Source organism: Rossellomorea pakistanensis (genome assembly GCF_016908495.1).
GTDB classification, from domain to species: Bacteria; Bacillota; Bacilli; order Bacillales; family Bacillaceae_B; genus Rossellomorea; species Rossellomorea pakistanensis.
On record NZ_JAFBDZ010000003.1, the window covers coordinates 286,072 to 311,240 of the forward strand.

Sequence of the window (25,169 nt, forward strand, 5' to 3'; positions counted from 1 at the left end):
CCTCTTATATTAAAGATAAGAAATCAGGTGTTTCTACAGGTTTCTACAGGACATGATGGAATTAGCCTGTTCAAGGCGCTTCCGCTTTTCTATTTTGCAATAAACATTTGGGTCCAATAAATTCCTTGGGATTGATCTTGTGATATGCCCACACCTATATGTGTTACTTGCTTATTCAAGATGTTTTTTCTATGACCTGAACTCTTCATCCATGCATTCACTACAGCTTCCGGTGAATTTTGACCGGCTGCAATATTTTCTGCTGCAGTAGAGTATTCAATACCGAAATTCTCCATCATTTCAAATGGTGAACCATATGTTGGGGAAGTGTGGCTAAAATAATCTTTATTAACCATATCCTCTGATTTAACTTGGGCAACATTTGATAGTTCTGAATCCGATTTAAGTGATGAAAGTCCATTTTTCTCTCTCTCTTTATTAGTTAAGTCTATTACTTCTTGAACAAATCCTTGTGTTTGATTTTGATTTTGATTTCTTTGAATGGAATTAGCATTATTTTCTTGATTTTGATTACCGGTTTGAGGTAAATAATCTCTATTTATATTTGGGTCTATTTCAGTGTTCCCATCTGTATTCCTATTTAGGTTAAAAGGTATTTCATTTCTTTTTAGGTTCTCTGTTCCTTGATTTTCATTTGGGCCAAATCGGACTGGTTCATAATTAACGTCTCTTGGTTCTGCCAGTTCCTGATTATCATTTTGGGTATTACAAGCTGTAAGTATGAACACTGAAACAACTGTATAGATCAGAGCCGACAATATTTTTTTATTCATTGTTTTCACCCTCCTATTTTAGGTTTAAAACCATTTATAATATTAGTCCTATAGATTTTTTTATCCATAGCAGATAAAGAGTAAAAAACCAATAATTAGAAATGGAACTTGTGAACCCTTCTGAATCAGAAATACATTCCCATGGAAAACGGAGAACAGGGATTTTTTGTTCTAAAATAGTTGACAACATCTGAATTGCTGATAAAATATTGTTTATAGTACTTTAGTGCTTAAAAGCGTCTAAGTAAAAAAGCATATATAATCCTTGACTGAACATTAGTAAAGCTGCCAACAGCAAAGAGAGACTGAATGGATGGTGAAAATTCAGGTAGCAGTTTTATGAATTACACAGTAATTACAGGGGATAACGTTTAAAGTGAATGGAGAATATTATAATGATCGATGATCTCATTGTTTATTCTTTATTAATTAGGGTGGTACCGCGGAGGCTTCTTCGTCCCTATATGGGATGATGAAGTTTTTTAATTTTATTTGGAGGAGAAAACAATGTTTACAATTGAACCAGTCCATAAACCTAAAATGACAGAAACGTTGCTTATGATGTTAGCAATTATTGCATTAATAAGTATTAGCATTATAAAGTGGGGAGCTGTACCTCATATACCGATTTTATTTTCAATTTTTTTACTTCTACTATTTGGAGCAGTTAAACGTGTATCTTTTAAAGAATTAGAGAGCGGGATGTTAGCAGGAGCTCAATCAGGGTTGGGTGCTGTTTTCCTGTTTTTTATGATTGGGATATTAATCAGTAGCTGGATGGTTGGAGGAACGATTCCAACTCTAATGTTTTTAGGGTTTGAACTAGTTACACCAAAGTTTTTTTATAGTATCGCTTTTCTCATTACAAGTATTGTTGGAATAGCAGTTGGAAGTTCATTAACGACAGCTGCGACAATTGGTGTGGCCCTTATTGGTGTTGGTGAGGCATTAGGAGTATCTCTGCCATTAACAGCGGGAGCGATTGTATCTGGAGCGTTTTTCGGAGACAAAATGTCCCCCTTATCCGATACAACGAACCTTGCCTCTGCTATTGTGAAAGTAGACTTGTTTGAACATATTAAAAACATGTCATGGACAACGATTCCAGCATTTATTTTAACTTTTATCATTTTTCTATTTTTATCTCCTTCAGAGATGAGTTCCAATTTAACTGAGCTAATAACCATCAAGGATGGTTTAGAGAAGACGAATCTAATCCACTGGTACAGTTTACTACCGGTCATTTTATTAATATTTCTAACGATTAGGAAGTTTTCTTCCTTTATCACACTAGCCCTTAGTTCTTGTGTGGCGATATTGATCTCTTTCTTTCATGATCAAATGAATATAAGGAATCTTTTTTCTGTTCTCTTTAATGGATACCAATCAGATACGGGTCTTAAGGCGGTTGATTCGCTTCTAACTAGAGGAGGGGTAAATAGTATGATGTTTACCATTGCATTGGTTTTACTCTCCCTTGCTCTTGGTGGACTCCTATTTAAATTAGGGATTATCCCGGTATTGTTTGAGAAAGTATCGCATCGATTGAAAAAGGTAAAAACAGTTATTATCGCAACGGTTACTTCAGCAATTGGAATTAATGTATTAATAGGTGAGCAGTACTTGTCGATTTTATTAACAGGTGAAGCGTTTCAGGATCAGTACCGTAAAGTTGGGTTACATCCGAAAAACCTGTCCAGAGCATTAGAAGATGGTGGTACAGTCATCAATCCATTGGTCCCTTGGAGTGTATGTGGTATTTTTCTTACTGATGTATTAGGGGTACCGACACTCTCCTATTTACCTTTCGCGTTTTTCTGTATCCTTTCTCCTCTACTAACGATTTTATTCGGGATTACAGGGTGGACGATTACGCGTATTGATTCAACTGCTAAGGAAATTAAATAATCAAAAGCACCTTCACTTCCTATTCTATTAGGAAGATGATGGTGCTTTTTTCTGTTTTACTAATTGGTTTGACTTAGGTAAAAAGTAGGGGAAGAACTGACGATATAGACTTCCAAACAAAATAATAAACATTAAATGTAATGAGGGAAATATTAATAAATTCAAATTATACTTACTAGTTATAATACCATTTCTCCACATGTAGAATTCCACAACTGAAAAAAAGAGCAATCCTGCTAAAAGATATTTCCAATCTCGATTCTTGTAAAAGATAACTAAAGAATAAAAATAGGTTGCTAACCAGAAGTAAAGGATATTCCCTGATGTAATATCTTTGATTTCATTATCAAACCACCCTAAGTGAATTTTATAAATCCCTATTAAAGAAGAAAGAGCCCATGTAGAAGTCAAAACGATTGTACTTAATGCGAAAAATAATGTAATTAAATAATGCCACATATGTTCTTTCTTTTGTAAATAACTATACCAATAGCGTGCTAGAAAAAAAGCAATTGTTAAAAAGAAGCTGGTATAGTATGATTTCCACCAATAATGATCATAGACGCCGATCTTTAAAAAAATCTCTTCAATTATTGCAAATATACCGACAAAAGCAAAAATCCAACGTTTTTTAGATGTCAAAAAGGTAGCAAATGTTATCGCAACTGGTACGGCAAGTAGTTGAGAGCTAACGGAGCCGAGAACATTATCATTATAGCTATTCCTTAAGATTAGCGGCTCATATGTATAGCTATCAAGTATGATAAAGATAATAAATTCAAAAAAATAGGATACACCTGAAATGAAAAGCCAGAAAAAAATTACTAAAGGTTGTTTGATTTTATACCCTGTATACATCAGAACAAATATGCTTACGACTGATATCAGTAAAAATGGAATCCAATTAGCCATAGTCCTTTATTCAGCTCCTTTCAGGTTTTCATCCTGTTCTATTTTCTGCAGATAATCACAATTTATGTTAAGTATCCATTAAAGTTTGGCAGTAAAAACCAACATTATTTGTTGATACAGGCTTTCAAAGTGATTATAGTAATTATGACAAAAGGTATTTTCCTACAAGATTTTCCTGAGTTGGAAGGAGATATTTCATTGAAAATAAGTGCATATTCTATAAAAAGACCAGTTTTCACAATCGTTACAATGCTCCTTATCATCATAATCGGAGGGGCTTCTCTACTTAAAATCCCATTAAAGCTCATACCGGATATAAATCCACCAGTGGGGGTAGTCGTCACTACATATCAAGGGGCAAGTCCAACAGAGGTAGTTGAAAAGGTCACAAAGCCTCTGGAAGAAAGCTTAGCGACATTACCAGGAATAAAAAATATTCAATCTACATCTAGAGAAGGCTCCAATTTTATATTATTAGAATTCTCATGGACAACTTCAATCGATGAAATCCAAAATGAAGTTCTTCAACGAATTGATCAAACACCGTTACCAGATGATTCAGATAAACCTAGGTTTTTAAAATTTGATCCCTCACAATTCCCGATTATCCAAGTTTCGCTAAGAGAAACCAAGGAGAATCAGAACCTTCAAGAGTTAGCGGAAAAATTAAGGTTAGAGCTTACTAAAGTAAATGGGGTCGCAAGTGTAAATGTTTCCGGTACGCTTACAGAAGAAATTATAATCGAGTTAAATCAAAATCAATTAAAGAAAAATAGTTTAAGCCAATCAACTATTGTTGATTCCATTAGGGCAAATAATGTGACGATGCCAGGTGACACCATTGATACAGAAGGCAAAACACTCACAACGAGAGTCATCAGTGAATTGAAATCGGTTGAAGATATTAAGTCACTTGTACTTTCTGTAAGCCCTCGAACGGGTGAAGAAATTACATTGGCAGATGTGGCTTCTGTCGAAAAAGGTAAGAAAAACGATCATACCATCACAAGGGCTAACGATGAAAATGCGGTTTTATTAAGCGTTCTACAACAATCTGATGCTAATACAACAGATGTATCAAGAGCTTTTCAAACAGAGCTAGGTAAACTTTTAGAGCAGGACCAATACAAAAATATCGAGGCTGACATCCTTTTTGATCAAGGGGATTATATCGAGCAGGCTATTGGAAGTATTACAAATTCTCTACTTGTTGGTGGAGCATTTGCTATGCTTGTCCTTTTCTTATTTTTAAAAAATATTAAAAGCCCGATTATTATCGGAGTAGCCATTCCTTACTCTGTCATTGTTACATTCGTTTTAATGTTCTTTTCGGATTTTGCTTTAAATATTATGACTCTTGGTGCTTTGGCTTTAGGAATTGGGATGTTAGTTGACAATGCCATAGTTGTAATTGAAAATATATACCGCCATTTGTCGATGGGGAAAAATCCAAAAGATGCTGCTCGTGAAGGTACAAAGGAGGTAGGCGCAGCTATAACTGCCTCTACTTTAACTACCATAGCGGTATTTTTGCCTGTCGTCTTTATTACAGGGTTACTTGGACAACTATTTACGGAGTTTGCATTAACGATTTCATTTAGTTTATTTGCTTCTCTTGTTGTTGCATTAACCGTAATTCCAATGCTGGCTAGTCGATTACTGAAAGGGCCCCCGAGAAATATGGAGGCGATCAGAAGACGCTCAAAAGCAATGAACTCATTTGAGCGATCCATCCGCTGGTCTTTAAAGCATCGTTGGATTGTTTTAAGTTTAACAACCGTAATGCTTGTTATTAGTGGATATGGAATGACAAGAGTTGGAACACAGTTTCTTCCTCCAACAGATGAAGGTTTCTTTAATATGAAAGTAGAATTGGAAAATGGAACATCTCTAGAAGAAACCAACAATGTTGTAAAAGAACTTGAAAAAGTTTTAGAAGATGAAAAAGATGTTAAGGTTTATGTGAGTTTTATTGGATCAACACAAGAAGAATCTTTTAGAGGAACGACAAGAGGGAATGTAGCTGAAATATATGTAAAATTGAAACCATTATCGATACGGGACCAATCAATATTTCAATTTGTAGATGATATGAAACCGAAATTAAGAAAGATAGCAAAAGAAGTTAATCCATCTGCAGAAGTTCAATTCAATTTACAATCGACTTCTGGAAGCAGCCCTCAAACGGTTACTTTTAACGTTAGAGATACAGACAAATTTAGGTTAGATCAGGCAGTTGACAAAATCTATCACAAACTAGAAAAAATCGAAGATGTAACGTCCCTTGAGACGAATGAAATGGAAACAATTGAAGAGATACAATTGGAGGTAGACCGAGAAAAAGCAAGAGCGGCAGGTTTAGCTCCTATCCAAATTGCAAATGTAATCAATGATGTAACACGTGGTGTTGTAGCTACTCAAATTGTTACAGACCAATCAGAAGTTCATAATGTAATCGTGCAGTATGATCGACAGATAACGAATAATCTTGAAAGCTTGAAGGAATTACAGATACAAAATGGTCAAGGTGGTTATATTGCTCTTAGTCAAATCGTAGAGATTCAGAAAACAGATGGGCCTGTAAGCATCCAAAGAATTAATCAGCAGAATGCCGTTGAATTTACCCTAAAATATCCTTCTTCATCGAATTTAGGTGAGATTTCTAAAATAATAGATGGAAATATCCAAGAACTGGACCTTCCTGAAGAGACTTTTGTTACTTTTAGCGGAGACCGTGAGCTATTGGAAAGTTCTATTGACGATATGGTTTTAGCGATCGGATTAGCGGTTGTCCTTGTTTACATTGTAATGGCAGCGCAATTTGAATCGTTTAAATACCCGCTTGTCATCATGTTTACATTACCTTTAACGGTCATTGGTGTAGCATTTTCTTTATGGGTGACAAACACTCCAATAAGTGTAGCTGCCATTATAGGGGTTCTTGTATTAACAGGAATTGTTGTAAACAATGCCATTGTGATCGTTGATTATATTAATCAAAAAAAGGAGCAAGAAGTGAACAGTTTTGAAGCGATTGTGGTATCTGTTAAAGATCGTGCAAGACCGATTTTGATGACGGCCTTAACGACAATTCTTGGTTTACTTCCACTTGCACTAGGAATTGGTGAAGGTACGGAAATAAATCAGCCAATGGGAATTACAGTTATTGGGGGACTCATAAGTAGTACAATGCTGACACTTTATGTTATTCCAATCATGTATAGCTTGTTCGATAAAAATACAAGAAAAACGAGAAAAAAGCGGTCTTTTAAAAGGCAAAATCCTGAGAGTACAGAATAATAGAATAACTCAGTTCCTTCAGTAATCATATCGATTGAATTATAAAATGTAAAAAATAGTAATAATGCCATTAACTCTGAACAAACTATTAGTAGAAGAGCTGCTAGGAGGATACTCAGATGGATAATTCAAAAAGATCACTGAAGTGGATTGGGTTTTCGAGAAATAATTCAAATAAAGACAAACGAAAACATTTTTTCTTTGGTCTATCACAATTCTCCAGGAGTGTTAAGTTTAAAGTGTCATTTCTTCCCCTTATTAATCCACTAAATAAATTTTTCGTACGGCAAATTATTCTAACTAAGAATAGGAATAATTACTTAGAAGAATGAAAACTTTAGGGAAATTAGAAGCGATTCTATGGAGTATAGCTCTTCCTGGATTTACGCAATTACTAATTGGTTCATGGATAAAAGGGGTATTATTCGTCTTACTTGAGTTTATTATTAATGTTCAAAGTCATTTTAATAAGGCTATTATGTTAAGCTTCTTAGGTGAGACAAGAATGGCAGCGGAAATAATTGATTACCAATGGCTTATGTTCTATCCATGTCTTTATATGTTCGCTATGTGGGATGCTTATAAAGCATCATTGGTAAAAGATGAGAAGCTATCCTTTTTACCTTTTGTTTTTTCCGCGTATACAGTAACGGTAGGGTTGATGGTTTCTCCTAATGTTGAAATCATGAACGTCTTCATTGGTCCAATTTTTTTCCCGATGATGTGTGTCGTTCCTGGTGTTATTATTGGTTTCATTCTTAAAAAAATTATTTTGCATGTACAAAGAAGTTAAAAAAGTTTACCCTTATTACTAACTAGTGTATAATATAAATATAATTAATATAATACTTTTGACATTCGTCAAAGGGGAGTAGCTATAGGTGTATACCTAAATAAAGTCGTCATTTCATGGAGGAATCCATCGGCTTTATTGGCAGTTATTTTGCTAAGCAAGACCTTTGCCTTTATTAGGCAGGGGTCTTTTTGTTTTTCCTCTCCTTTTAAAGGAAGAATAAATTCAAAAGATAGAAGAATTTTGGAGGGAGAAGAGAAATGGAAGTAGGAATTTTATTAGAGTATGGGTGGGTTTTACTTGTCCTTATTGGTTTAGAGGGTATTCTTGCTGCTGATAACGCAGTTGTTATGGCCGTAATGGTTAAACATTTACCGGAAAATCAAAAGAAGAAAGCATTATTTTATGGATTATTAGGTGCGTTTGTCTTTAGATTTGCAGCGTTATTTCTCATTTCATTCCTAGTGGATGTATGGCAGGTTCAAGCGATAGGAGCATTATATTTATTCTTTATTGCCTTCAACCATCTGTATAAAAAATGGAAAGGGAAAAATGGGAAAGAAGACCATATCAATGAAAATAAAGGCTCTGGCTTCTGGACATCGGTTTTAAAAGTGGAGCTTGCCGATATCGCTTTTGCTATTGACTCTATGCTTGCAGCGGTGGCACTTGCAGTAACTCTTCAGCCGACTGGTTGGTTTGAAATAGGTGGAATTGACGGTGGACAATTTTCAGTCATGTTCCTCGGAGGAATTATTGGATTGGTCATAATGAGGTTTGCGGCTACCTGGTTTGTAAAATTATTAGAAAAATACCCGTCCTTAGAAACTACCGCATTTCTCATTGTTGGATGGGTCGGGGTCAAGCTTGCCGTATTTACACTTGCACATCCTGAAATAGCTATACTCGATCATCACTTTCCAGAATCAAAGGGTTGGAAATTAGTATTCTGGATAATTTTAGTGGGGTTAGCTGTAGGAGGATATTTAGTATCAAGAAGAGAAGCGAGAAAACAAGAATTGGCCCAAGAATAAGCTATAAGGTTGACCAAATTGGTCAGCCTTTTTTGCTTCTGAAAAAATTTCAGAGATACAACCCCCTTAAATTGAATTTTTAAAACGTAAGCATTTAAGGAGTGCTCGTTTAAAAAAGTGTTTAAAGTAAAGCCTTATCCCACTTTCCGCATTTTTCCATCGAAAGTTGAAAGAGACATGATATAATAGTGTGCGAAACGAGGTGAGGCTGATGCTAAATTTATTGTTATTTATAGCTAGTAAGCGGAAAAAAGGTCAGCCATTAGAGGAAGCAGCCCTTAAAATTCAAAATGGTGATACCAATATTTTAGAAGAGGTCCTTGATTCATATAAGCCTTTTGTGAAGAAAACCGTTTCATCAGTTTGCAAGCGATACATCTATGAAAGCGACGATGAGTTTAGTATTGGTTTAATTGCTTTTCATGATGCTATTTTAAATTATAAAAAAGAGAAGGGGGCTTCCCTTTTAAGCTTCTCAGAAGTCATTATTAAAAGAAAAGTGATTGACTACATAAGAAAGCAAAGAAAGAACCAAGCTATAAGCTTAGATCTTCATGAAGATGAACTAGATGCTCCACAGTCAATAATAGAAAGTAACCGATCAATTGAAGAATATGATAAAACAATCGAGATTAGCGAAAGACAAGAGGAAATCCGCACTTTTGTTAATGAATTAAAACAGTATAAGCTCACACTAGATGACCTTTTAGAACAATCGCCAAAGCATGAAGACGCTCGCGTGAATGCAATCGCGATTGCTGAAAAAATTGTCGAAACTGCTGAAATTAGAGATTATTTATTAGAGAAAAAAAGACTTCCATTAAAAAAATTAGAAAAGATGGTTTCTGTAAGTCGAAAAACTATAGAGAGAAATAGAAAATATATTATCGCGATATCATTAATTATCATGGGAGAGTATGTATTCTTAAGGGATTACTTAAAAGGGCGGATAAATAAATGAAAAAGGGAATTATTTTTGAGGTGAGAGATGAATATTTGATTCTAATGACTCCTGATGGTGACTTTTTGAAGGGGAGGAAACATAGTAATCAACAGTATGTGATAGGAGAAGAAACAATTTTTTTTCCGATGACAGGAACAAGAGAAAAAAGAAAAGGCATTAAGAAATACTTACTGCTTCCAGTCGTTGCCGTTGCTGCATTAATGCTTTGTCTTTCCTTGATGCTATCTCTTTTCCAAAATGATGAAGTTTATGCTTATGTTTCAGTTGATATTAATCCTAGTCTTGAGATGAGCATCAATCGTGATCATGAAGTAATTGATATTATTCCATATAATCTCGATGGCAAAAAAATACTATCTCAATTAAAGCACTGGAAAGGAAATACAGTAACAGAGGTTACCTCTGAAATAATTTTAAAAAGTAAAGAAAATGGATATTTGTTAAATCAAAAAATCATGATCACTTCCATCTTTACAGAAAAAATAAATAAAAAGCAAAAAGAAGCTTTTGATCATTTATTAAATAATTTTGCATTAAAGAATAAGTATCATAAGCAAATCACTGTTGAACATTCTACCGAAGAAATTAGAAAAAAAGCCCACAAAAATGGAGTTTCTATTAGATCTTATATTGATGAGAAGTTAGAACCCCAGAACTCAGAACAACCTAATAAAAACATTAAAATGAAAGATGAGTCACAGAAGGATAGGGAGAAAAATATACCAGCCAACCCTAATGATAAGAAAGAAAATATAACTGATCGCAAACAAAATCACGAAAGTCATCCTTCTCAAAAAAAGAATGAGAATCGAGGCCATTCAAAACCGAAGGCACATCCTCAACGAACCGAGCAGAAGAGCAATGGAAGAGGTATGAATCACCCTATTAAGGAAGCAGAAGAAACTAAAGAAGCACGGTCTCAAAATAAGGGGAAAAACAAGGAGAGAAAAAATAATCAAGGGAAGAAGTCTGATCCCGATCACCAGCCTAATATGAATGAAAACAATGGTGCGGGAAATAAAAATAAAGAATAACCTAAAAAGGGTGACCCAATAATTAAATGGGCCACCCTTATTTAGTGTATAGGAACAATTGGAAAAAGTCTTTGTGGTCGTAAACTTTAGTTTCCTAAACCTTATATTTTAAATCCTTGAATGAGGGAAGGGATAGTTACCTTTCCTTCATAAGGTTCTTATCCAAGGCTTCCAGTCCCCATGTGGAGAGTTAGAAAGGAGTAGCGAAGACATTTCTCAAGATATGAGGGTCTTTTCGTTCTTTGAATAGGCTTACTTATCTTCCTAAAACTCAGGGGGGGCTCTACCAGTGATTATTTATTGATTATTTTGCCCATTTAATTGTGATTCTGCTTGTTTAACTAAACGTTTTGTAATTTCTCCACCAACAGAACCGTTAGCACGTGATGCACTATCAGGGCTTAAGTTAACTCCAAATTCTTGAGCAATTTCGTATTTTACTTGATCCAAGTACTGTTGAACTCCAGGTACAACTAATTTATTTGAACTTCTAGCCATTATAACTTCCTCCTATCATTAGTTTGTTAGAAATTTTGTATTACTAACTTAATTCTATTATTAGATCACAGGTACATTGTCATGTGTGGTAATTTTTCTTTGAAAGGAGAAAAAATGGGTAAACATATGGACCTTAGAATGTTCAGAATAAGTTAGGTTATTATAAAAATTAAGAATTAATAAAAGTCATTGGTCAATGAAACCGTTAAATTGTATTCATAATACTTAATTAACCCTTTTTTTCTGTGTTTATTTTCTTTATGATAGAAAGGAAACAAAAGTTGGAAAGGAAACCATTATGCGCAGTCGTTTTAAAAACCTTCTCAAAAGACTTACACCTGCACAAATTATTGTAAGTTACTATTTTATAGCTATATCCGTTTCAGTTCTATTATTACGACTTCCTTTTGTACATCAGACAAATATAGAGGTTTCATTCATGGACTCAGTATTTACAGCAGTGAGTGCAGTGAGCGTGACGGGATTATCCGTCATTAACATTTCAGATACCTATACAACAGGTGGAGTCATTGTTTTAATGCTCGTTCTTCAATTTGGGGGCATTGGCATTATGACACTCGGAACTTTCTTTTGGTTGATACTGGGGAAGAAAATTGGGCTGAGGGAAAGACAACTTATTATGGTTGATCAAAATCAATCTAATCTTTCTGGAGTAGTAAGCCTTATCATTGAAATTTTGAAAATCATGATAATAATTGAAGCCATCGGAGCGCTCCTTCTTAGTATTTACTTTACAAGATATTTTGCAACTTGGGAAGAAGCCTTTTTGCATGGGGTGTTTGCTTCAGTATCTGCAACTACAAATGGTGGATTCGATATTACAGGTAATTCACTCGTTCCGTATGCAAACGATTATTTTGTTCAAATGATACATATCATCTTAATTACTCTTGGGGCAATCGGATTCCCTGTTCTTATTGAAGTTAAGGGATTTTTATCCGGGAAGAAAGAGCATTTTAGGTTCTCATTATTTGCAAAACTAACATCGGTTACCTTTTTATTATTACTTATCGCTGGAACGATCTTGATCTATATAATGGAATTTCAACATTTCTTTGCAGACAAGAAATGGCATGAAGCCTTTTTTTATTCACTTTTTCAATCTGCTTCAACTAGGAGTGGTGGATTAGCTACTCTTGATGTTAGTCAGTTTAGTGAGGCAACATTGTTAGTTATGAGTCTTCTTATGTTTATAGGGGCTTCACCAAGTTCGGTCGGTGGTGGAATTCGAACCACGACATTTGCGATCAGCGTCCTATTTGTTATTCATTTTGCCAGAGGGAAAGACACGGTAAAAGTTTTCCGAAGAGAGATTTATCAAGGTGATATCATTAAAGCATTTGTTGTCATCATGCTCGCGTTGATTATGTGCTTTACTTCGATTGTCATCCTAATGCTGACAGAGGACTTTTCAATCATTCAAATTGTTTTTGAGGTATGTTCTGCGTTTGGAACTACAGGAATGTCCTTAGGGATTACCGCAGAGCTTTCAAATATCGGAAAAATTATCATTATGATCTTAATGTTTATAGGAAGGGTCGGTTTACTTTCCTTCTTATTTATGATGGGTGGAAAAAAATATAAATCGAATTATCATTATCCAAAAGAAAGAGTAATTATTGGTTAATCATTTTAGGCAGTTTTTCTAAGCAGTTTAAGATGTTTCTGAATGAGAACCTTTCTAGGGGAGAAACTATAGTTAATTTTCCTAGAAGGAGTGAAAGAAATGACAAAGCGTAAGGCTAAATTTGATGCTGCAGAAAAAAATAATAAAACCCCCAAAAAGAATTTAGATGAGGCAGAATTTTCTGCAGAATTTGCATATGGAGAAGATACAGCAAAAGGGAAAAATAGAAATTCTAAGAACGGTAAGGTTGGAGGACACAATGAGTAAAAAGAAGAAAAATGATCGTGAAGAGTTTGGTTTGGAATTTGGAGATGTAAATGCCGCAAAGCATTTTGAATTAGAAAGTAATCGAGAAGCTAAAAAAGATGAAAAACATTCGCGTAAAAACGATTCGAACTGTTAATACAAATTAGAGAGCTCCTTTTGAGGGCTCTCTTTGAGGTTTTTACCTAGCTTTCCTATTTAAATTAAAAATAGGAATAGAAACCTCCCAATCAAGATAGGATAAGTTTCTATTCCATTTAACAATTAGCTACTTTCTGCTAACTCCTTATTTAGTGTAAACAATTGTGATTGGCCGTTAGATGGCTCGAAATAGGCTAATAAATAATAGCCTTCTTCATTTTGAACCTCTCTCTCAGGGTCCCACTTAATTTTTTCTATTAATGTGTGTTTGTAAATCTCTTTTTCAGACAACCCTAGCTTTGCAAATGAAGGACCTGCAATTTCAGGGTGTGACAGAATGTTTTGGTAGATATCAGAACGCTCACTTTTACTCATTTCGTGCTGCCACCAAGGCTTTCTTGGTTTGTATCGCTGATTAAATAAGTAATCATATTTCATAAGACCATCAACAATTTCAAGATCTTTCAAATTAATGGAAGATAGAAATTGGTGTAGTCGTTTAAAGAGATGTTCGAGCTGATGCCCAATTCTCGACCATCCTTGGTTCTCCCAATAAGAGCCAAATTGTTGGAAGAAATCAAATGGAGAAGGGAAGCACTTAGTCACTAGGTATTCAATCGTTGCATCCATTCGATGATCATTCCAATACTTTTCTAATACATCCTCTACTTGTTTGATACGAACAATGTCATCAAAGCTTAAAACATTGTTTCCTAAAATTTCATATGGAGAATGGTCCATATATACGTATTGATGATCGTTTGCTCGTATTCTAAGCCCTGTTCCACGTAACATTTTTAAGAAACCAAGCTGGAGTTCTTCTGGTCTCATCGCAAAGACATCATTAAATGTTTTACGGAAGGAGTTATAGTCTTCTTCAGGTAAGCCAGCAATGAGATCGAGATGCTGATCGATTTTCCCGCCTTCTTTTACCATTGTGACTGTACGAGTCAGTTTTTGAAAGTTTTGCTTCCTCATGACAAGCTCGTTTGTTGTATCATTTGTGGATTGAACTCCAATTTCAAATCGGAATAAACCAGCAGGTGCTTCTTTATTTAAAAACTCAATCACTTCCGGTCGCATTATATCAGCCGTAATTTCAAATTGAAAAACTGTTCCTGGTAGATGCTCATCAATTAAGAAACGAAACATCTCCATGGCGTAGCTTCGACTAATGTTAAAAGTTCGGTCAACAAACTTAATGGTCTTTGCCCCATTTTTCATTAAATATCGAATATCCTCTTTTACCTTCTCACGATCAAAGTAACGGACACCTACTTCTATAGAAGAAAGACAGAATTGACATCTAAATGGACAACCCCTGCTTGTCTCAATATACGTAATTCTTTTTGATAAAGAAGATTTGTCTTCTTCAAAACGAAATGGTGAAGGAAGATCACGTAGGTCTAGTTTATTTCTCTGAGGATTAATGACAGGCTTTCCATCTAGAGCATAACCGACCCCATTTACTTTCGACCAATTTTGTTCACCTTGGATTTGGTTAAGAAGTTGTTTAAATGTTTCCTCGCCCTCACCAATAACGATGAAATCAACAATCGTTTCAAGTCGGTCAAGCCAATAGGTTACATCGTAAGTTACTTCGGGTCCTCCAAGGATGACTCTAACATTAGGCATGATTTTTTTAAGCATGTTAACAACTTTAATTGTTTCTTCAATATTCCAAATATAACAGCTGAATCCAATAACATCTGGTTTTTTGGAATAGAGGTCCGTGACAATGTTCATTGCAGGATCTTTAATTGTGTATTCAGCTATTTCAACGGAATATTCAGGCTCTGCAAATGCTTTAAGACAGCGTAAAGCTAAGTTTGTATGAATATATTTAGCATTTAAAGTACTTATAATAACATTCATTATGATTACTCCTTACAAGATGGTTAGGACCATTAGTATTCTTTCTGCTTTCCTATTTTAACGGAGTGTTGTCGAAACCTCAATATTATCGACTATTTTAGAAAAATTCGACGAATAAAGAAGGATTTAGTGAATATTTTTAGAATTACTTACTAATAAAGTGAAACTTCCATCAGTGGAGTTATCTTTATCCTCCGCTGATGGTTAGTGGAACCAATCGGGCTTTTACGGGCTGTTATCTTCCTACCTGCGTGTCTTCGATTCCTCTACGCTTTTAAATGGGGATACTGCCTGTTCATTCGTGATAAAATGTAAAAAATTGCAGCCATCACTCGACTGCAATTTTTTGAGCTTAATAATGGTTCTGAAGGAATTGTTTCTTCCTTTTCCTCTCTTTAAATGAGATGAAAAGTTTTTTTAGCTTTGTCCATTTGACTTCAATAATTGGTTGAGTAATCGATGTGAATAATCTAGTTGAAAGAACAATCGTTAAGAGTAGTGAAACTGCAAGTAAAAGTATGATTGATTCTGTAGTGTGAAAATAATTTTGGACTTCACTTTCGCGAAACGTTCTAACGATGAATCCATGCAATAGGTAGACATATAAAGTACTGGTTCCCCATTTTGTAAAGAAATGCTGGCGTTTTGGGACAAGTGTAAAGAAACTAAAGACCATTATAATATTAAGGCAATACACAGCAATTCTTGCAAACGGACTATAAAAGCTATGGTCATCAAGTTCTCCATAAGGCTTTGAACCTAAAAGCCATTTGTCCGAGAACTCAGGAATAAAGTACATACCTATTAGTGTTAGTATAAATGCTGATATTCCTATTAGTCTGGCTTTATTTGTTTGCACCCAATCGAAATGTTCTTTCCTTAGATAAAATCCTAATAAGAATAACGGGAAGAAAACAAATGTTCTTGACAAACTAAGGTAATTTGAAATGAAATCAATATATCCAATTAATATTCCAATTCCAAATGAAAGTACTAATCCATAAAGCGGACCTAATTTCCAAACCTTGACGAATAAATATAATAATACATTCCAGCAGAATAAGCTGATCAAAAACCATAATGACCAATGTGGGTCAAATGGATTAATGGTAAAGCTAGATTTATTGTATAGGAAGTAGTAAAAAATGGTGTAAATAAATTGAAATAAAAAGTATGGAATTAGCAATTTTTTGAATAGCTTTGCTAAATATCCTTTTTTATAAAAACCTTTTGCAAAGAATCCTGAAACTAAAATGAATGCAGGCATATGAAAAGTATAAATGGTTTTATATACAGATAGGATGAAAGGATCACTTTCGATATATGACCGAATGATATGTCCAAATACAACGAGAAATATTAATAGAAATTTAGCATTGTCAAAATAATTATTTCTTTTATCCATTGATATCACCATCTTGATGTTTTTTGAAGTAAATCATTTCCTTAAACAACCTTACTATCTAAATAAAGTCATATGCTTTCTATTCATTACCCAAGTGTAAAGGCTTTAAACAGAAAATTCACTGTTAATTTTCACCAAGGAAAATTGCCTCATCAACCTTTATTGTGTAATAAAGGCCTAAGTGAAAGGAGAAGTACAATGAGTAAAGGCTTTAAAACTGAGCATGAAAAGGATCCAATTCGATTAGAAAAAGAAATGCTGGATGAAGTACTATCGGTATCCCCAATTCCTATAATCATTGTAAAAGAAGATTCAACGATCTTAGAGGCAAATGTTTCTGCATGCCAACTCCTAGAAGTATCTCATTCTGAATTAATTCACCAACCTTATTACCTTTTTTTCAAGTCTGTCCCTTCACCGATTTTGTCTCAATATGAATTGATTATTAAAAATGGTGGAGAGCTTGAGGATGAAACATTGGTTTCTACCTCAACAGGTGTCATTAAGCATGTAGAATTAACGATAAAAAAATCGGAGAAATATCCCCATTCACTTTTTTATATACGCGACGTGACGAAGGAAAAGGAAAAAGAGCGTAACGATCATATGACATTACATATGCTGACAAATATTTTTGAATATGCAGCAGAAGGAATCATATTGTTCGACTCTAGGGGAAATATTCAAGATTGTAATCATGCATTTAGTAAACAGGTCCATTTAAAAAAAGAAGAAGTGTTAAAAAGAGATATTCGGTCATTCGTACCACAAAACTTCTACTATAAGATCGATAAAGTTAGAGAGCTGCTAAATTCAAATCGAAAAGCTCGAGGCGAAATCCCAATCCAACATGCAGAAGGAATATCGGTAGTAGAATTTACAACAAGTCCTTTTGTCCACCATCAATTACATATGGCGATCCTTCGCGATGTTACTGAAAAAAGGCAAATGGAGATTCAATTAAAGCGGAGTGAAGAATTGTTTAAAGATTTATTTGAAGAAGCAATTGATGCCATTGTACTGTGGGATCATGATGGGAGAGTCCTAAAAGCAAATCATTCGGCTTTAAAAATATTTGAATGTACCCTCTCCGATATTTTGACCAAAAAGATTGAAGATTTTGTCTATCCTTTAGAGTTAAATAAGTTTGAAGCCGTTATGGAAGAACTTAAAATAACGGGTGCTGTTCGAGATGAAGTTTTGTTTCTAATGCCGAATAATCAACTAAAGCATCTTGAATTTACATCAAAGCTGCATTCCGTTGACGGTTATAATATGACGATTTTCAGGAATGTCAGTGAAAGGTACCAAATGGAGAAAGAACTTCGGGAAAGTGAAGAAAGGTTCCGAAAAATATTCGAAGGAACTTTAGATGGAATGATTCTAACCAACCATTATTGTAAGGTAGTAGACGCCAATCCTGTAGCTTGTAAAATATTAAACTTAGAAAAGGATACGTTAATAGGAAAAGATGTAAAAGAAATTTTTGGGATTAAAAAAGAAGAAAGAAAAGATTATCAAACGTATATTCAAACATTAAGGGAAGAGGGCCTAGCGAATATACTAAGGGCGGTAACAAAGGAAGATGACCGAATACAGTACATTGAACTATCGTCAAAATATAATCTTCTTTCTAACTTAAACTTAACTGTGTTACGAGATGTAACAGATCAAATGGAAATGCAGGAGCAGCTAAGGAAATCGGATACATTGACAGTGGTTGGTGAACTAGCTGCGGGGATTGCTCATGAGATTCGGAATCCAATGACAGCTTTAAAAGGATTTATACAGCTATTAGAAAATAGTATTGGTGAACAGCATGCGATGTATTTTCATGTTATCAAGTCTGAACTTCAAAGAATTGAATCGATTATTACTGAATTCCTTATTCTCGCAAAACCTCAAGCGGTTCAATATCAAGAAACAAATTTAATCAAAACGATGAAGGATACCGTCGAACTATTAAATGCTCAAGCAATGATGCATAATGTACAATTCAATGAATACTATCAATCCAATTTATCAACTTTATATGCCGAACCAAATCAGTTGAAGCAAGTATTCATTAACATCATTAAAAATGCTATAGAAGTGATGCCAAAGGGTGGATATATATCAATATCCATTGAAGAAACGGAAGAACAGCAAATTCATATTTGTATTAAAGATGAAGGTTCAGGTATCCCTAAGGATAAAGTAAAAAAACTGGGGGAACCATTTTATACAACAAAAGAACGAGGTACTGGACTCGGTCTAATGGTTAGCTTTAAAATAATTAAAGAGCATAGAGGAACGGTTGAAGTTGAGAGTGAGGTTGGGGCAGGAACAGCTTTTCATATTTATTTACCAAAAAAGTAAGGGAGAGAAACCATGGTGTGTCAATCTATTATCGTGTCTTCTCCAGTTGGATTCTTAAAGGTTTCTGCCGAGAATAATCGAATTACAAGTATTGAATTTGTGAATGAACAAAGTATAGAAGAAAGTGATTTGCCTGTATTAACGCAAGCAAAGAATCAGTTAGAGGAATACTTCTCAGGCAGCAGAAAAACATTTGATTTGCCACTTGAAATGAAGGGAACTACTTTTCAAAAGTTAGTCTGGAATCAACTTTTAGAAGTACCATATGGACAAACATGTTCATATCAGGATATAGCCAATCAAATTGCAAATCCTAAAGCTGTACGTGCAATTGGACAAGCAAATAAAGCGAATGCCATTCCTATTGTGATTCCATGTCATCGTGTGATTGGAAAGAATCAATCATTAACTGGTTATGCTGGAAAAGAAATTGACAAAAAAGAGAAGCTGCTTTCACTTGAAAAGCAATATCAGTAAAGTAAAAAGAACTGGACCTTTTAATGGTTCAGTTCTTTTTTGAGCAATGAAGGAGAAATAATCTTTGACAATCTCATCAAATTAGACTACTATCTAATTAGGTAATAATCTAATTAGATAGGAGTCTAATCATGCAGCTAAATAAACAAGTTTCTTTCTACAAAACGCTTGGAGATTCTACTCGATTGAAAATTATTTACATTTTATCTAGTGGAAGACTACATGTTGGAGCAATTGCTGGCAAATTGGGATTAACTCCTCCGACCATTTCTCATCATTTTTCAAAATTAAAGGAGATTAATCTTGTTTATTCAAGAAGAGAAAAAAATACGATGTATTACTACTTAAATGAAAAAGTGATGAAACATCACGCACAAGTATTACTTAACATTACCCAGTGGAGAGAGGAAGAGAATACAATGAGCGATGATCGGGAGAAAGAAAAACAAAAAGTTCTTAATAATTTTTTCACACCTGATGGAAAGCTGAAATCTATCCCTGCACAACGAAAAAAGAAGTTATTTGTATTTGAGCATATGGTAGAGGGGTTAAAAACAGGAGTCAAATATGAAGAAAAAGCAATGAATGAGTACATTAAGAGGTTTCATGATGATTTTGCAACGATTCGTAGAGAATTTATTATTAATCAGTATATGTTCAGAGAAGCTGGAATTTATGAATTGAACCCTAAAGAGCTTTGGGCAAAAATTGACTGATAGAAAAAGGTGCCCTGGAACCATATATTATAAATAGAAGAAACTTTCAAGATTTCTTCATAATATAGATTAAAATGGTCCGGGCACATTATGGGACAATTCCTTTTCAACCAGCAAGGATTTCTCTAATATTTTGATTGAAATCAGGGTAAATGATCCCTTTTTCAGTAATGATTGCAGTGATTAATGAAGAAGGAGTAACATCGAATGCCGGGTTAAAGACCTCAGAATTTTCTGGTGCTATGTTGACCCCTTCAATAGCTATAACTTCCTCAATTGGTCTTTCTTCAATTGGTATTTCTCCTCCACTGTTAATGGCTAAATCAAAAGTAGTGGAAGGGGCAGCAACATAAAAGGGTATCCCGTAATGGTTGGCAATAATAGCTAATGATAATGTACCAATTTTGTTTGCTGTATCACCATTTGAAGCGATTCGGTCAGCACCAACGATAATGGCGTTAATTTCTTTCTTTGAAATTGTATGTGCAGCCATACTATCCGTAATTAGGGTAACATCGACACCGGACTGTTGTAACTCCCACATAGTAAGACGCGCCCCTTGTAGAACAGGTCGTGTCTCACAAGCATATACTTTATAATATTGTTCTTTTTCCTGAGCAAGATGAAATGGGGCAAGAGCTGTTCCATATTTAGCTGTTGCTATAGATCCAGCATTACAAATCGTTAGGACAGATGCTCCAGGTGTAAGGATTTCTAAACCATATTCTCCAATTTGTCTGCATGTTTCTTCATCCTCTGTATGAATTTGAACCGCCTCATGGAGCAACAGGGTTTTAGCTTCATTTATAGAAATACATTGATCAATCTTTTTTTCAAGACGTTCTAGTGCCCAAAAAAGGTTTACAGCAGTTGGACGAGATGATGCTAATAATTCTTTATCATTTTTAAATTGCTGTAAAAAATCTTCCCACTTATTAACTGAATAATGTTGAGCAGAGAGTGCTAATCCATAAGCAGCTGTGATGCCAATTGCCGGGGCACCTCTGACCTTTAAGGAAAGAATGGCCTCATAAAAATCATCAATCTTCCGTAGCTGTATGTACTCTGTCACTTTAGGTAATTTTTGTTGATTTAATATTAGTAAATGGTCATGATGCCATTCGATTGATGTTGGAATGGTTATAGTATTAGTCATGAGTCTAACTCCTTTCTTTACTAAAAGTCTTTAAGCTGAAAATTACCTCATCAATGGAAGAGAATTGCTTTCTTTCTTTAATAAGAAAACTTCCAATGTCTAAAGTCCTCCTTTTTGCCTGAATTCTTTCGTCGTAATGTTCAATTCCATCTAAATCTTTAACATGAGATAAACCAATGGTTCTTCGTATCAATTCACATCCTGTAAATCCCAACGAATCTTTAAAGCTTTTATCTAGAATATATTCTAAGTAACCCTCTACTTTTGTATAGGAATCAAGGCTTTCTTTCCATAGCTCTGAAAATGTGGCTGAAAACACATGCCATGTATTTTCAATATAGGATAGGATCTTTTCTTTTTTGCTTTCTTCTTTACTAGTAATATATTGAAATAATAAATTAGCAAAGAATTGTCCTATATCAAAACCAATAGGACCATAGAAGGAAAATTCAGGGTCAATGACTTTAGTTGTTTCTATATCAGCAAAAATACTTCCTGTATGAAGGTCACCATGTAAAAGTGCTTCAGCTTCGGTTAAAAAACTTTTCTTTAATTTAGCAACCTCTAATTTTAATTTGAAATCCTGCCATATTTCTACTGCATCAGGAAGGAGTTCTTCTTCAAAGTCGTTCGATTCACTATTAAAAAATGGGTCGGTAAACACAAGGTCTTCGGTGATTTTACACAATTCTGGGTTAGAAAATTGTCTGACCAATTCTTTTTTCTTAAATGGATGTAGGGCATAATCAGAAGTATGGTAAAGCGTCTTTGCAATAAATTCTCCAATATGTTTGGAGAGGATTGGGAAATCAAAATTGTCTATTAATCCACTACGGACAATTGTTAAATGACTTAAATCCTCCATTATCGTGATGGCAAGGGATTCATCTGTGTAGTACACCTTTGGGACCAGATCCGGTACAATACTTGCTTGAAGTTTCAACGCGTTTGACTCGATCGTTGCTCGCTGAAGAGTCAGTGGCATGCTTTTTCCTACTACCTTTGCATATGGTAATGCTTGTTTGATAATAATCGATTTTTCCTCATCTTGGTCATAAATGTGGAAAACAAGATTTAAATTCCCATCCCCAATTTCTTTACAATAAAGGACTTTTCCTTCCTCAAATATCCGCAGTTTAATCGCTAATGCAATAGCGGTTTGTTCGGTTAAAGATTCATAAATATTACTTTGTGTTATCGCCATCCCAATTCCTCCTTATAATGTTTTTGATGGAGGCTTTTCTAAAATGGCAAATAGAAAAGCCTCTTTCGATTTGAAAGAGGCTTGAAGCAACATAGTCTTCGTACCTCTCATCTCTCAGAAAGTAATCTTTCTGTTGGAATTAGCACCGTGCCTTTAGGGGAATCCCCTAGCGCATGTTTCGCGCCCCGTTATAAACGGATTTACAGTCGGTTGCTGGGCTTCAAAGGGCCAAATCCCTCAGCCTGCTCTTGATAAGAGTTTGCAATATATATAGTTAGATATTTCGCTTTAAAAATAAATACTATTTGCTTGTTGTGAATATTATCATTCATATCCTTCATTTGTCAATTTTTTTTGGGGGAATCGAAATTCCTCTAGATTAATTGTAATATTCAGGTCTCCGATCAGTGAAGATAGGGATTCGTTTCCTAACGGATTCAACATCACTTAGGTTAATCTCTTGAATGATAAGTTCTTCTTCATCTTTTCCTTCTGCGATTACTTCTCCCCATGGGTTAATAATTAATGAGTGTCCTGCAAATTCATTGTTGGGGTCACTTCCGACTCGATTACAGGCAATGACAAAACATTGATTCTCAATCGCCCTTGTTATTAGTATCGATCTCCAGTGATCAAGTCTTGCGCTAGGCCATTCTGCTACTACAAACAAGGCCTTCGCCCCCTTTAGAACATGTTTCCTCATCCATTCAGGAAAACGGATATCATAGCAGATAAAAGCGGCAAATGGAAAATCCATTAAGGTAAATAAACCATCATTATTTCCAGGAGCTAAATATTTATGTTCATTCATAAGTTGGAATAAATGTAGCTTGGAATATTCTTTTATTAACTTTCCTTCGTCATTGATGACAATTAAGGTATTTTTAATTCCGTTCTCTTGAATATTCGCTACAGAACCTCCAACAATATGAATCTTATGTTTCTTTGCTAGTTGTTGTAGAAGCTTGATTGAAGATGCTCCGTTTGAATCAGCAATTTCCTCTAATCTCGATAAATCATAGCCTGTATCCCATAGTTCTGGAAATACGATGATATCAGGTGATTTTAGTGAAGCCATTTCAATCCATTTCTGGACTTTTTCACGGTTTTTTTGTGGATTTCCAAAAGTGATATCTATTTGTGCGATTGCTATTTTAACATCCATGTACATCCTCCATTTTTGAGTAGTAAGAAAATTTTTACTTTACATTCTTTAACTAACGTTATATCATTTGTGACTAGAAATTTAAAGAAATTTTCGTAAAAGAGAAGGTGACAAATTGAAATCTTTTGAACAATCACAATTACTTCAGTCTTTGCCACGACAGTTTTTCGCCTCATTAGTAAAGAAGGTGAAGAAAGCGGTTGATGATGGACATGATATTATTAATTTTGGCCAAGGAAATCCTGATTCCCCAACACCTAAACATATTGTAGACCGTTTGAAAATTGCTTCTGAGCTGCCTATCAACCATAAATATCCACCATTTAGGGGTCATGATTATTTAAAGGAAGCGGTTTCGACATTTTACAAACGTGAGTATGATGTAGACATTGATCCTAAAACAGAGGTAGCCGTTTTGTTTGGAGGAAAAGGTGGATTAGTAGAAATTCCCCCGTGTTTATTGAATCCAGGAGATACTGTCCTTGTACCTGACCCAGGTTATCCAGATTATTGGTCAGGTGTTGCTTTGGCAAGGGCAGAGATGCACATGATGCCTTTAAAAGAGGAGCATTCTTTCCTACCTCAATATGACAATATTCCAGAAGAAATTCTTCAAAAAGCGAAGCTCATGTTTTTGAACTATCCAAACAATCCAACTGGTGCTATCGCTGATCTGAATTTTTTCAATGAAACGATTCAACTGGCCCAGACTCACGATTTATGCATTGTTCATGATTTTGCCTATGGTGCGATAGGTTTTGATGGTCATAAACCGATTAGCTTCCTTCAGACTCCTGGTGCGAAAGATGTTGGGATAGAAATCTATACGATGTCGAAATCCTATAATATGGCTGGATGGCGAATCGGTTTTGCCATTGGAAATCCAAGTGTAATAGAAGCCATTAACCTTATCCAAGATCACTTATATGTAAGTATATTTGGAGCCATTCAAGAGGCTGCGGCTGAAGCATTATTAGGACCCCAAGAATGTATAGATAGCCTAGTCGAGACATATCAAAGCAGACGAGATCTTCTAATTTCTGGACTACATGAGATTGGCTGGAATGTAACAGCCCCTAAAGGTTCATTCTTCGCGTGGTTAAAAGTACCTGAAGGATTTACATCAGAGACTTTCTCTGATTTTCTTTTAGAAGAAATAGGAGTGATCGTTGCTCCAGGAATCGGATTTGGTGAGTATGGTGGTCAATATGTCCGGGTAGGTTTATTGACATCAGAGGAACGGATAAAAGAAGCTATATCTAGAATCCGAAAGTTAGGAATATTCTTGACATAACCATAGATTGATGTCATAATCCAAATTAATTTCACAAACAAAAATAACTTTATAATTCTTATCAAGAGCAGGTGGAGGGACCAGCCCGTCGAAGCCCGGCAACCGACTTTCATTAGAAAGCACGGTGCTAATTCTTGCAGCAAATTAAGCTGAGAGATAAGAAGATTGGATACTAAACCTCTTCTTATCGAAGAGGTTTTTTTGGTTTATTAGTGAAGTCGTGGATTAA

At 34.9% G+C, this 25,169-nt stretch carries 21 protein-coding genes and 3 riboswitches; of the genes, 13 read left to right on the top strand and 8 right to left on the bottom strand.

Going from position 1 to position 25,169, the window contains the following annotated elements; translation table 11 throughout:
- Positions 1 to 89: 89 nt before the first annotated feature.
- Entirely contained in the window at positions 90 to 794 is a 705-nt protein-coding gene (locus tag JOC86_RS15335; protein ID WP_205173793.1) for a CAP domain-containing protein, read from the bottom strand.
- 507 nt (positions 795 to 1,301) lie between these two features.
- On the opposite strand from JOC86_RS15335, the gene nhaC reads away from it, so the two are divergent.
- On the top strand, positions 1,302 to 2,702 hold the full coding sequence (nhaC, locus tag JOC86_RS15340) for a Na+/H+ antiporter NhaC (RefSeq protein ID WP_205173794.1): 1,401 nt from the start codon (positions 1,302 to 1,304) through the stop codon (positions 2,700 to 2,702).
- Positions 2,703 to 2,729: 27 nt separating this feature from the next.
- On the opposite strand, the gene JOC86_RS15345 is transcribed toward nhaC, so the two are convergent.
- Positions 2,730 to 3,614: a hypothetical protein gene (locus JOC86_RS15345; RefSeq protein WP_205173795.1), complete on the bottom strand. Its 885-nt coding sequence runs from the start codon at positions 3,612 to 3,614 to the stop codon at positions 2,730 to 2,732.
- 198 nt (positions 3,615 to 3,812) lie between these two features.
- Between JOC86_RS15345 and JOC86_RS15350 the strand changes: the two genes are divergently transcribed.
- The 5 genes from JOC86_RS15350 to JOC86_RS15370 all read left to right on the top strand — a co-directional run bounded on the left by JOC86_RS15350 (position 3,813) and on the right by JOC86_RS15370 (position 10,739).
- Entirely contained in the window at positions 3,813 to 6,914 is a 3,102-nt protein-coding gene (locus JOC86_RS15350) for an efflux RND transporter permease subunit (protein WP_205173796.1), read from the top strand.
- A gap of 328 nt (positions 6,915 to 7,242) precedes the next feature.
- Positions 7,243 to 7,707 carry a hypothetical protein gene (locus tag JOC86_RS15355; protein ID WP_205173797.1) on the top strand — a complete coding sequence of 155 codons (465 nt, stop codon included), beginning with the start codon at positions 7,243 to 7,245 and terminating at the stop codon, positions 7,705 to 7,707.
- A gap of 61 nt (positions 7,708 to 7,768) precedes the next feature.
- A riboswitch (yybP-ykoY riboswitch) is annotated at positions 7,769 to 7,916 on the top strand.
- Positions 7,917 to 7,967: 51 nt separating this feature from the next.
- A complete protein-coding gene (locus tag JOC86_RS15360; RefSeq protein ID WP_205173798.1) occupies positions 7,968 to 8,741 on the top strand; it encodes a TerC family protein in 774 nt (257 codons plus the stop codon).
- A 211-nt stretch (positions 8,742 to 8,952) separates the two neighbouring features.
- Positions 8,953 to 9,702: an RNA polymerase sigma factor SigI gene (gene sigI / locus JOC86_RS15365; RefSeq protein WP_205173799.1), complete on the top strand. Its 750-nt coding sequence runs from the start codon at positions 8,953 to 8,955 to the stop codon at positions 9,700 to 9,702.
- A 98-nt stretch (positions 9,703 to 9,800) separates the two neighbouring features.
- Complete coding sequence (locus JOC86_RS15370; RefSeq protein ID WP_239587633.1) at positions 9,801 to 10,739, top strand: anti-sigma-I factor RsgI family protein; 939 nt, start codon at positions 9,801 to 9,803, stop codon at positions 10,737 to 10,739.
- Between the two features lie 297 nt (positions 10,740 to 11,036).
- Here JOC86_RS15370 and JOC86_RS15375 read toward each other — a convergent pair whose 3' ends face one another.
- Positions 11,037 to 11,237, bottom strand: a complete 201-nt coding sequence (locus JOC86_RS15375; RefSeq protein WP_205173801.1) for an alpha/beta-type small acid-soluble spore protein — start codon at positions 11,235 to 11,237, stop codon at positions 11,037 to 11,039.
- 298 nt (positions 11,238 to 11,535) lie between these two features.
- Between JOC86_RS15375 and JOC86_RS15380 the strand changes: the two genes are divergently transcribed.
- From JOC86_RS15380 to JOC86_RS15390, 3 genes are all read left to right on the top strand, one after another.
- Positions 11,536 to 12,885, top strand: coding sequence for a TrkH family potassium uptake protein (locus JOC86_RS15380; RefSeq protein WP_205173802.1), 1,350 nt, complete (start codon positions 11,536 to 11,538; stop codon positions 12,883 to 12,885).
- Between the two features lie 99 nt (positions 12,886 to 12,984).
- A complete protein-coding gene (locus JOC86_RS15385; RefSeq protein WP_205173803.1) occupies positions 12,985 to 13,152 on the top strand; it encodes a hypothetical protein in 168 nt (55 codons plus the stop codon).
- Positions 13,145 to 13,288 carry a hypothetical protein gene (locus JOC86_RS15390; RefSeq protein ID WP_205173804.1) on the top strand — a complete coding sequence of 48 codons (144 nt, stop codon included), beginning with the start codon at positions 13,145 to 13,147 and terminating at the stop codon, positions 13,286 to 13,288. The genes JOC86_RS15385 and JOC86_RS15390 overlap by 8 nt, the downstream gene beginning before the upstream one ends.
- 125 nt (positions 13,289 to 13,413) lie before the next feature.
- On the opposite strand, the gene JOC86_RS15395 is transcribed toward JOC86_RS15390, so the two are convergent.
- A complete protein-coding gene (locus JOC86_RS15395; protein WP_205173805.1) occupies positions 13,414 to 15,165 on the bottom strand; it encodes a B12-binding domain-containing radical SAM protein in 1,752 nt (583 codons plus the stop codon).
- A 352-nt stretch (positions 15,166 to 15,517) separates the two neighbouring features.
- Entirely contained in the window at positions 15,518 to 16,570 is a 1,053-nt protein-coding gene (locus JOC86_RS15400; protein WP_205173806.1) for an acyltransferase family protein, read from the bottom strand.
- A 198-nt stretch (positions 16,571 to 16,768) separates the two neighbouring features.
- Here JOC86_RS15400 and JOC86_RS15405 point away from each other — a divergent pair, with 198 nt between their 5' ends.
- From JOC86_RS15405 to JOC86_RS15415, 3 genes are all read left to right on the top strand, one after another.
- Positions 16,769 to 18,928 carry a PAS domain-containing sensor histidine kinase gene (locus tag JOC86_RS15405; RefSeq protein WP_205173807.1) on the top strand — a complete coding sequence of 720 codons (2,160 nt, stop codon included), beginning with the start codon at positions 16,769 to 16,771 and terminating at the stop codon, positions 18,926 to 18,928.
- 12 nt (positions 18,929 to 18,940) lie between these two features.
- The gene (locus tag JOC86_RS15410) at positions 18,941 to 19,405 is read left to right on the top strand and encodes a methylated-DNA--[protein]-cysteine S-methyltransferase (RefSeq protein WP_205173808.1); all 465 of its coding nucleotides are present in this window, start codon (positions 18,941 to 18,943) and stop codon (positions 19,403 to 19,405) included.
- Between the two features lie 131 nt (positions 19,406 to 19,536).
- Positions 19,537 to 20,121, top strand: a complete 585-nt coding sequence (locus JOC86_RS15415; protein ID WP_205173809.1) for a DUF2087 domain-containing protein — start codon at positions 19,537 to 19,539, stop codon at positions 20,119 to 20,121.
- 106 nt (positions 20,122 to 20,227) lie between these two features.
- Here the strand turns inward: JOC86_RS15415 and mtnA are convergent, their stop codons facing one another.
- The 3 genes from mtnA to JOC86_RS15430 all read right to left on the bottom strand — a co-directional run bounded on the left by mtnA (position 20,228) and on the right by JOC86_RS15430 (position 23,646).
- On the bottom strand, positions 20,228 to 21,277 hold the full coding sequence (gene mtnA, locus JOC86_RS15420; protein WP_205173810.1) for an S-methyl-5-thioribose-1-phosphate isomerase: 1,050 nt from the start codon (positions 21,275 to 21,277) through the stop codon (positions 20,228 to 20,230).
- A gap of 4 nt (positions 21,278 to 21,281) precedes the next feature.
- On the bottom strand, positions 21,282 to 22,481 hold the full coding sequence (gene mtnK, locus JOC86_RS15425) for an S-methyl-5-thioribose kinase (protein WP_205173811.1): 1,200 nt from the start codon (positions 22,479 to 22,481) through the stop codon (positions 21,282 to 21,284).
- Between the two features lie 104 nt (positions 22,482 to 22,585).
- Positions 22,586 to 22,739: riboswitch (SAM riboswitch) on the bottom strand.
- 121 nt (positions 22,740 to 22,860) lie between these two features.
- Positions 22,861 to 23,646, bottom strand: a complete 786-nt coding sequence (locus JOC86_RS15430; protein ID WP_205173812.1) for a carbon-nitrogen family hydrolase — start codon at positions 23,644 to 23,646, stop codon at positions 22,861 to 22,863.
- Positions 23,647 to 23,761: 115 nt separating this feature from the next.
- Between JOC86_RS15430 and JOC86_RS15435 the strand changes: the two genes are divergently transcribed.
- The gene (locus JOC86_RS15435; RefSeq protein WP_205173813.1) at positions 23,762 to 24,940 is read left to right on the top strand and encodes a pyridoxal phosphate-dependent aminotransferase; all 1,179 of its coding nucleotides are present in this window, start codon (positions 23,762 to 23,764) and stop codon (positions 24,938 to 24,940) included.
- A 55-nt stretch (positions 24,941 to 24,995) separates the two neighbouring features.
- Positions 24,996 to 25,103: riboswitch (SAM riboswitch) on the top strand.
- Positions 25,104 to 25,169 lie beyond the last annotated feature (66 nt).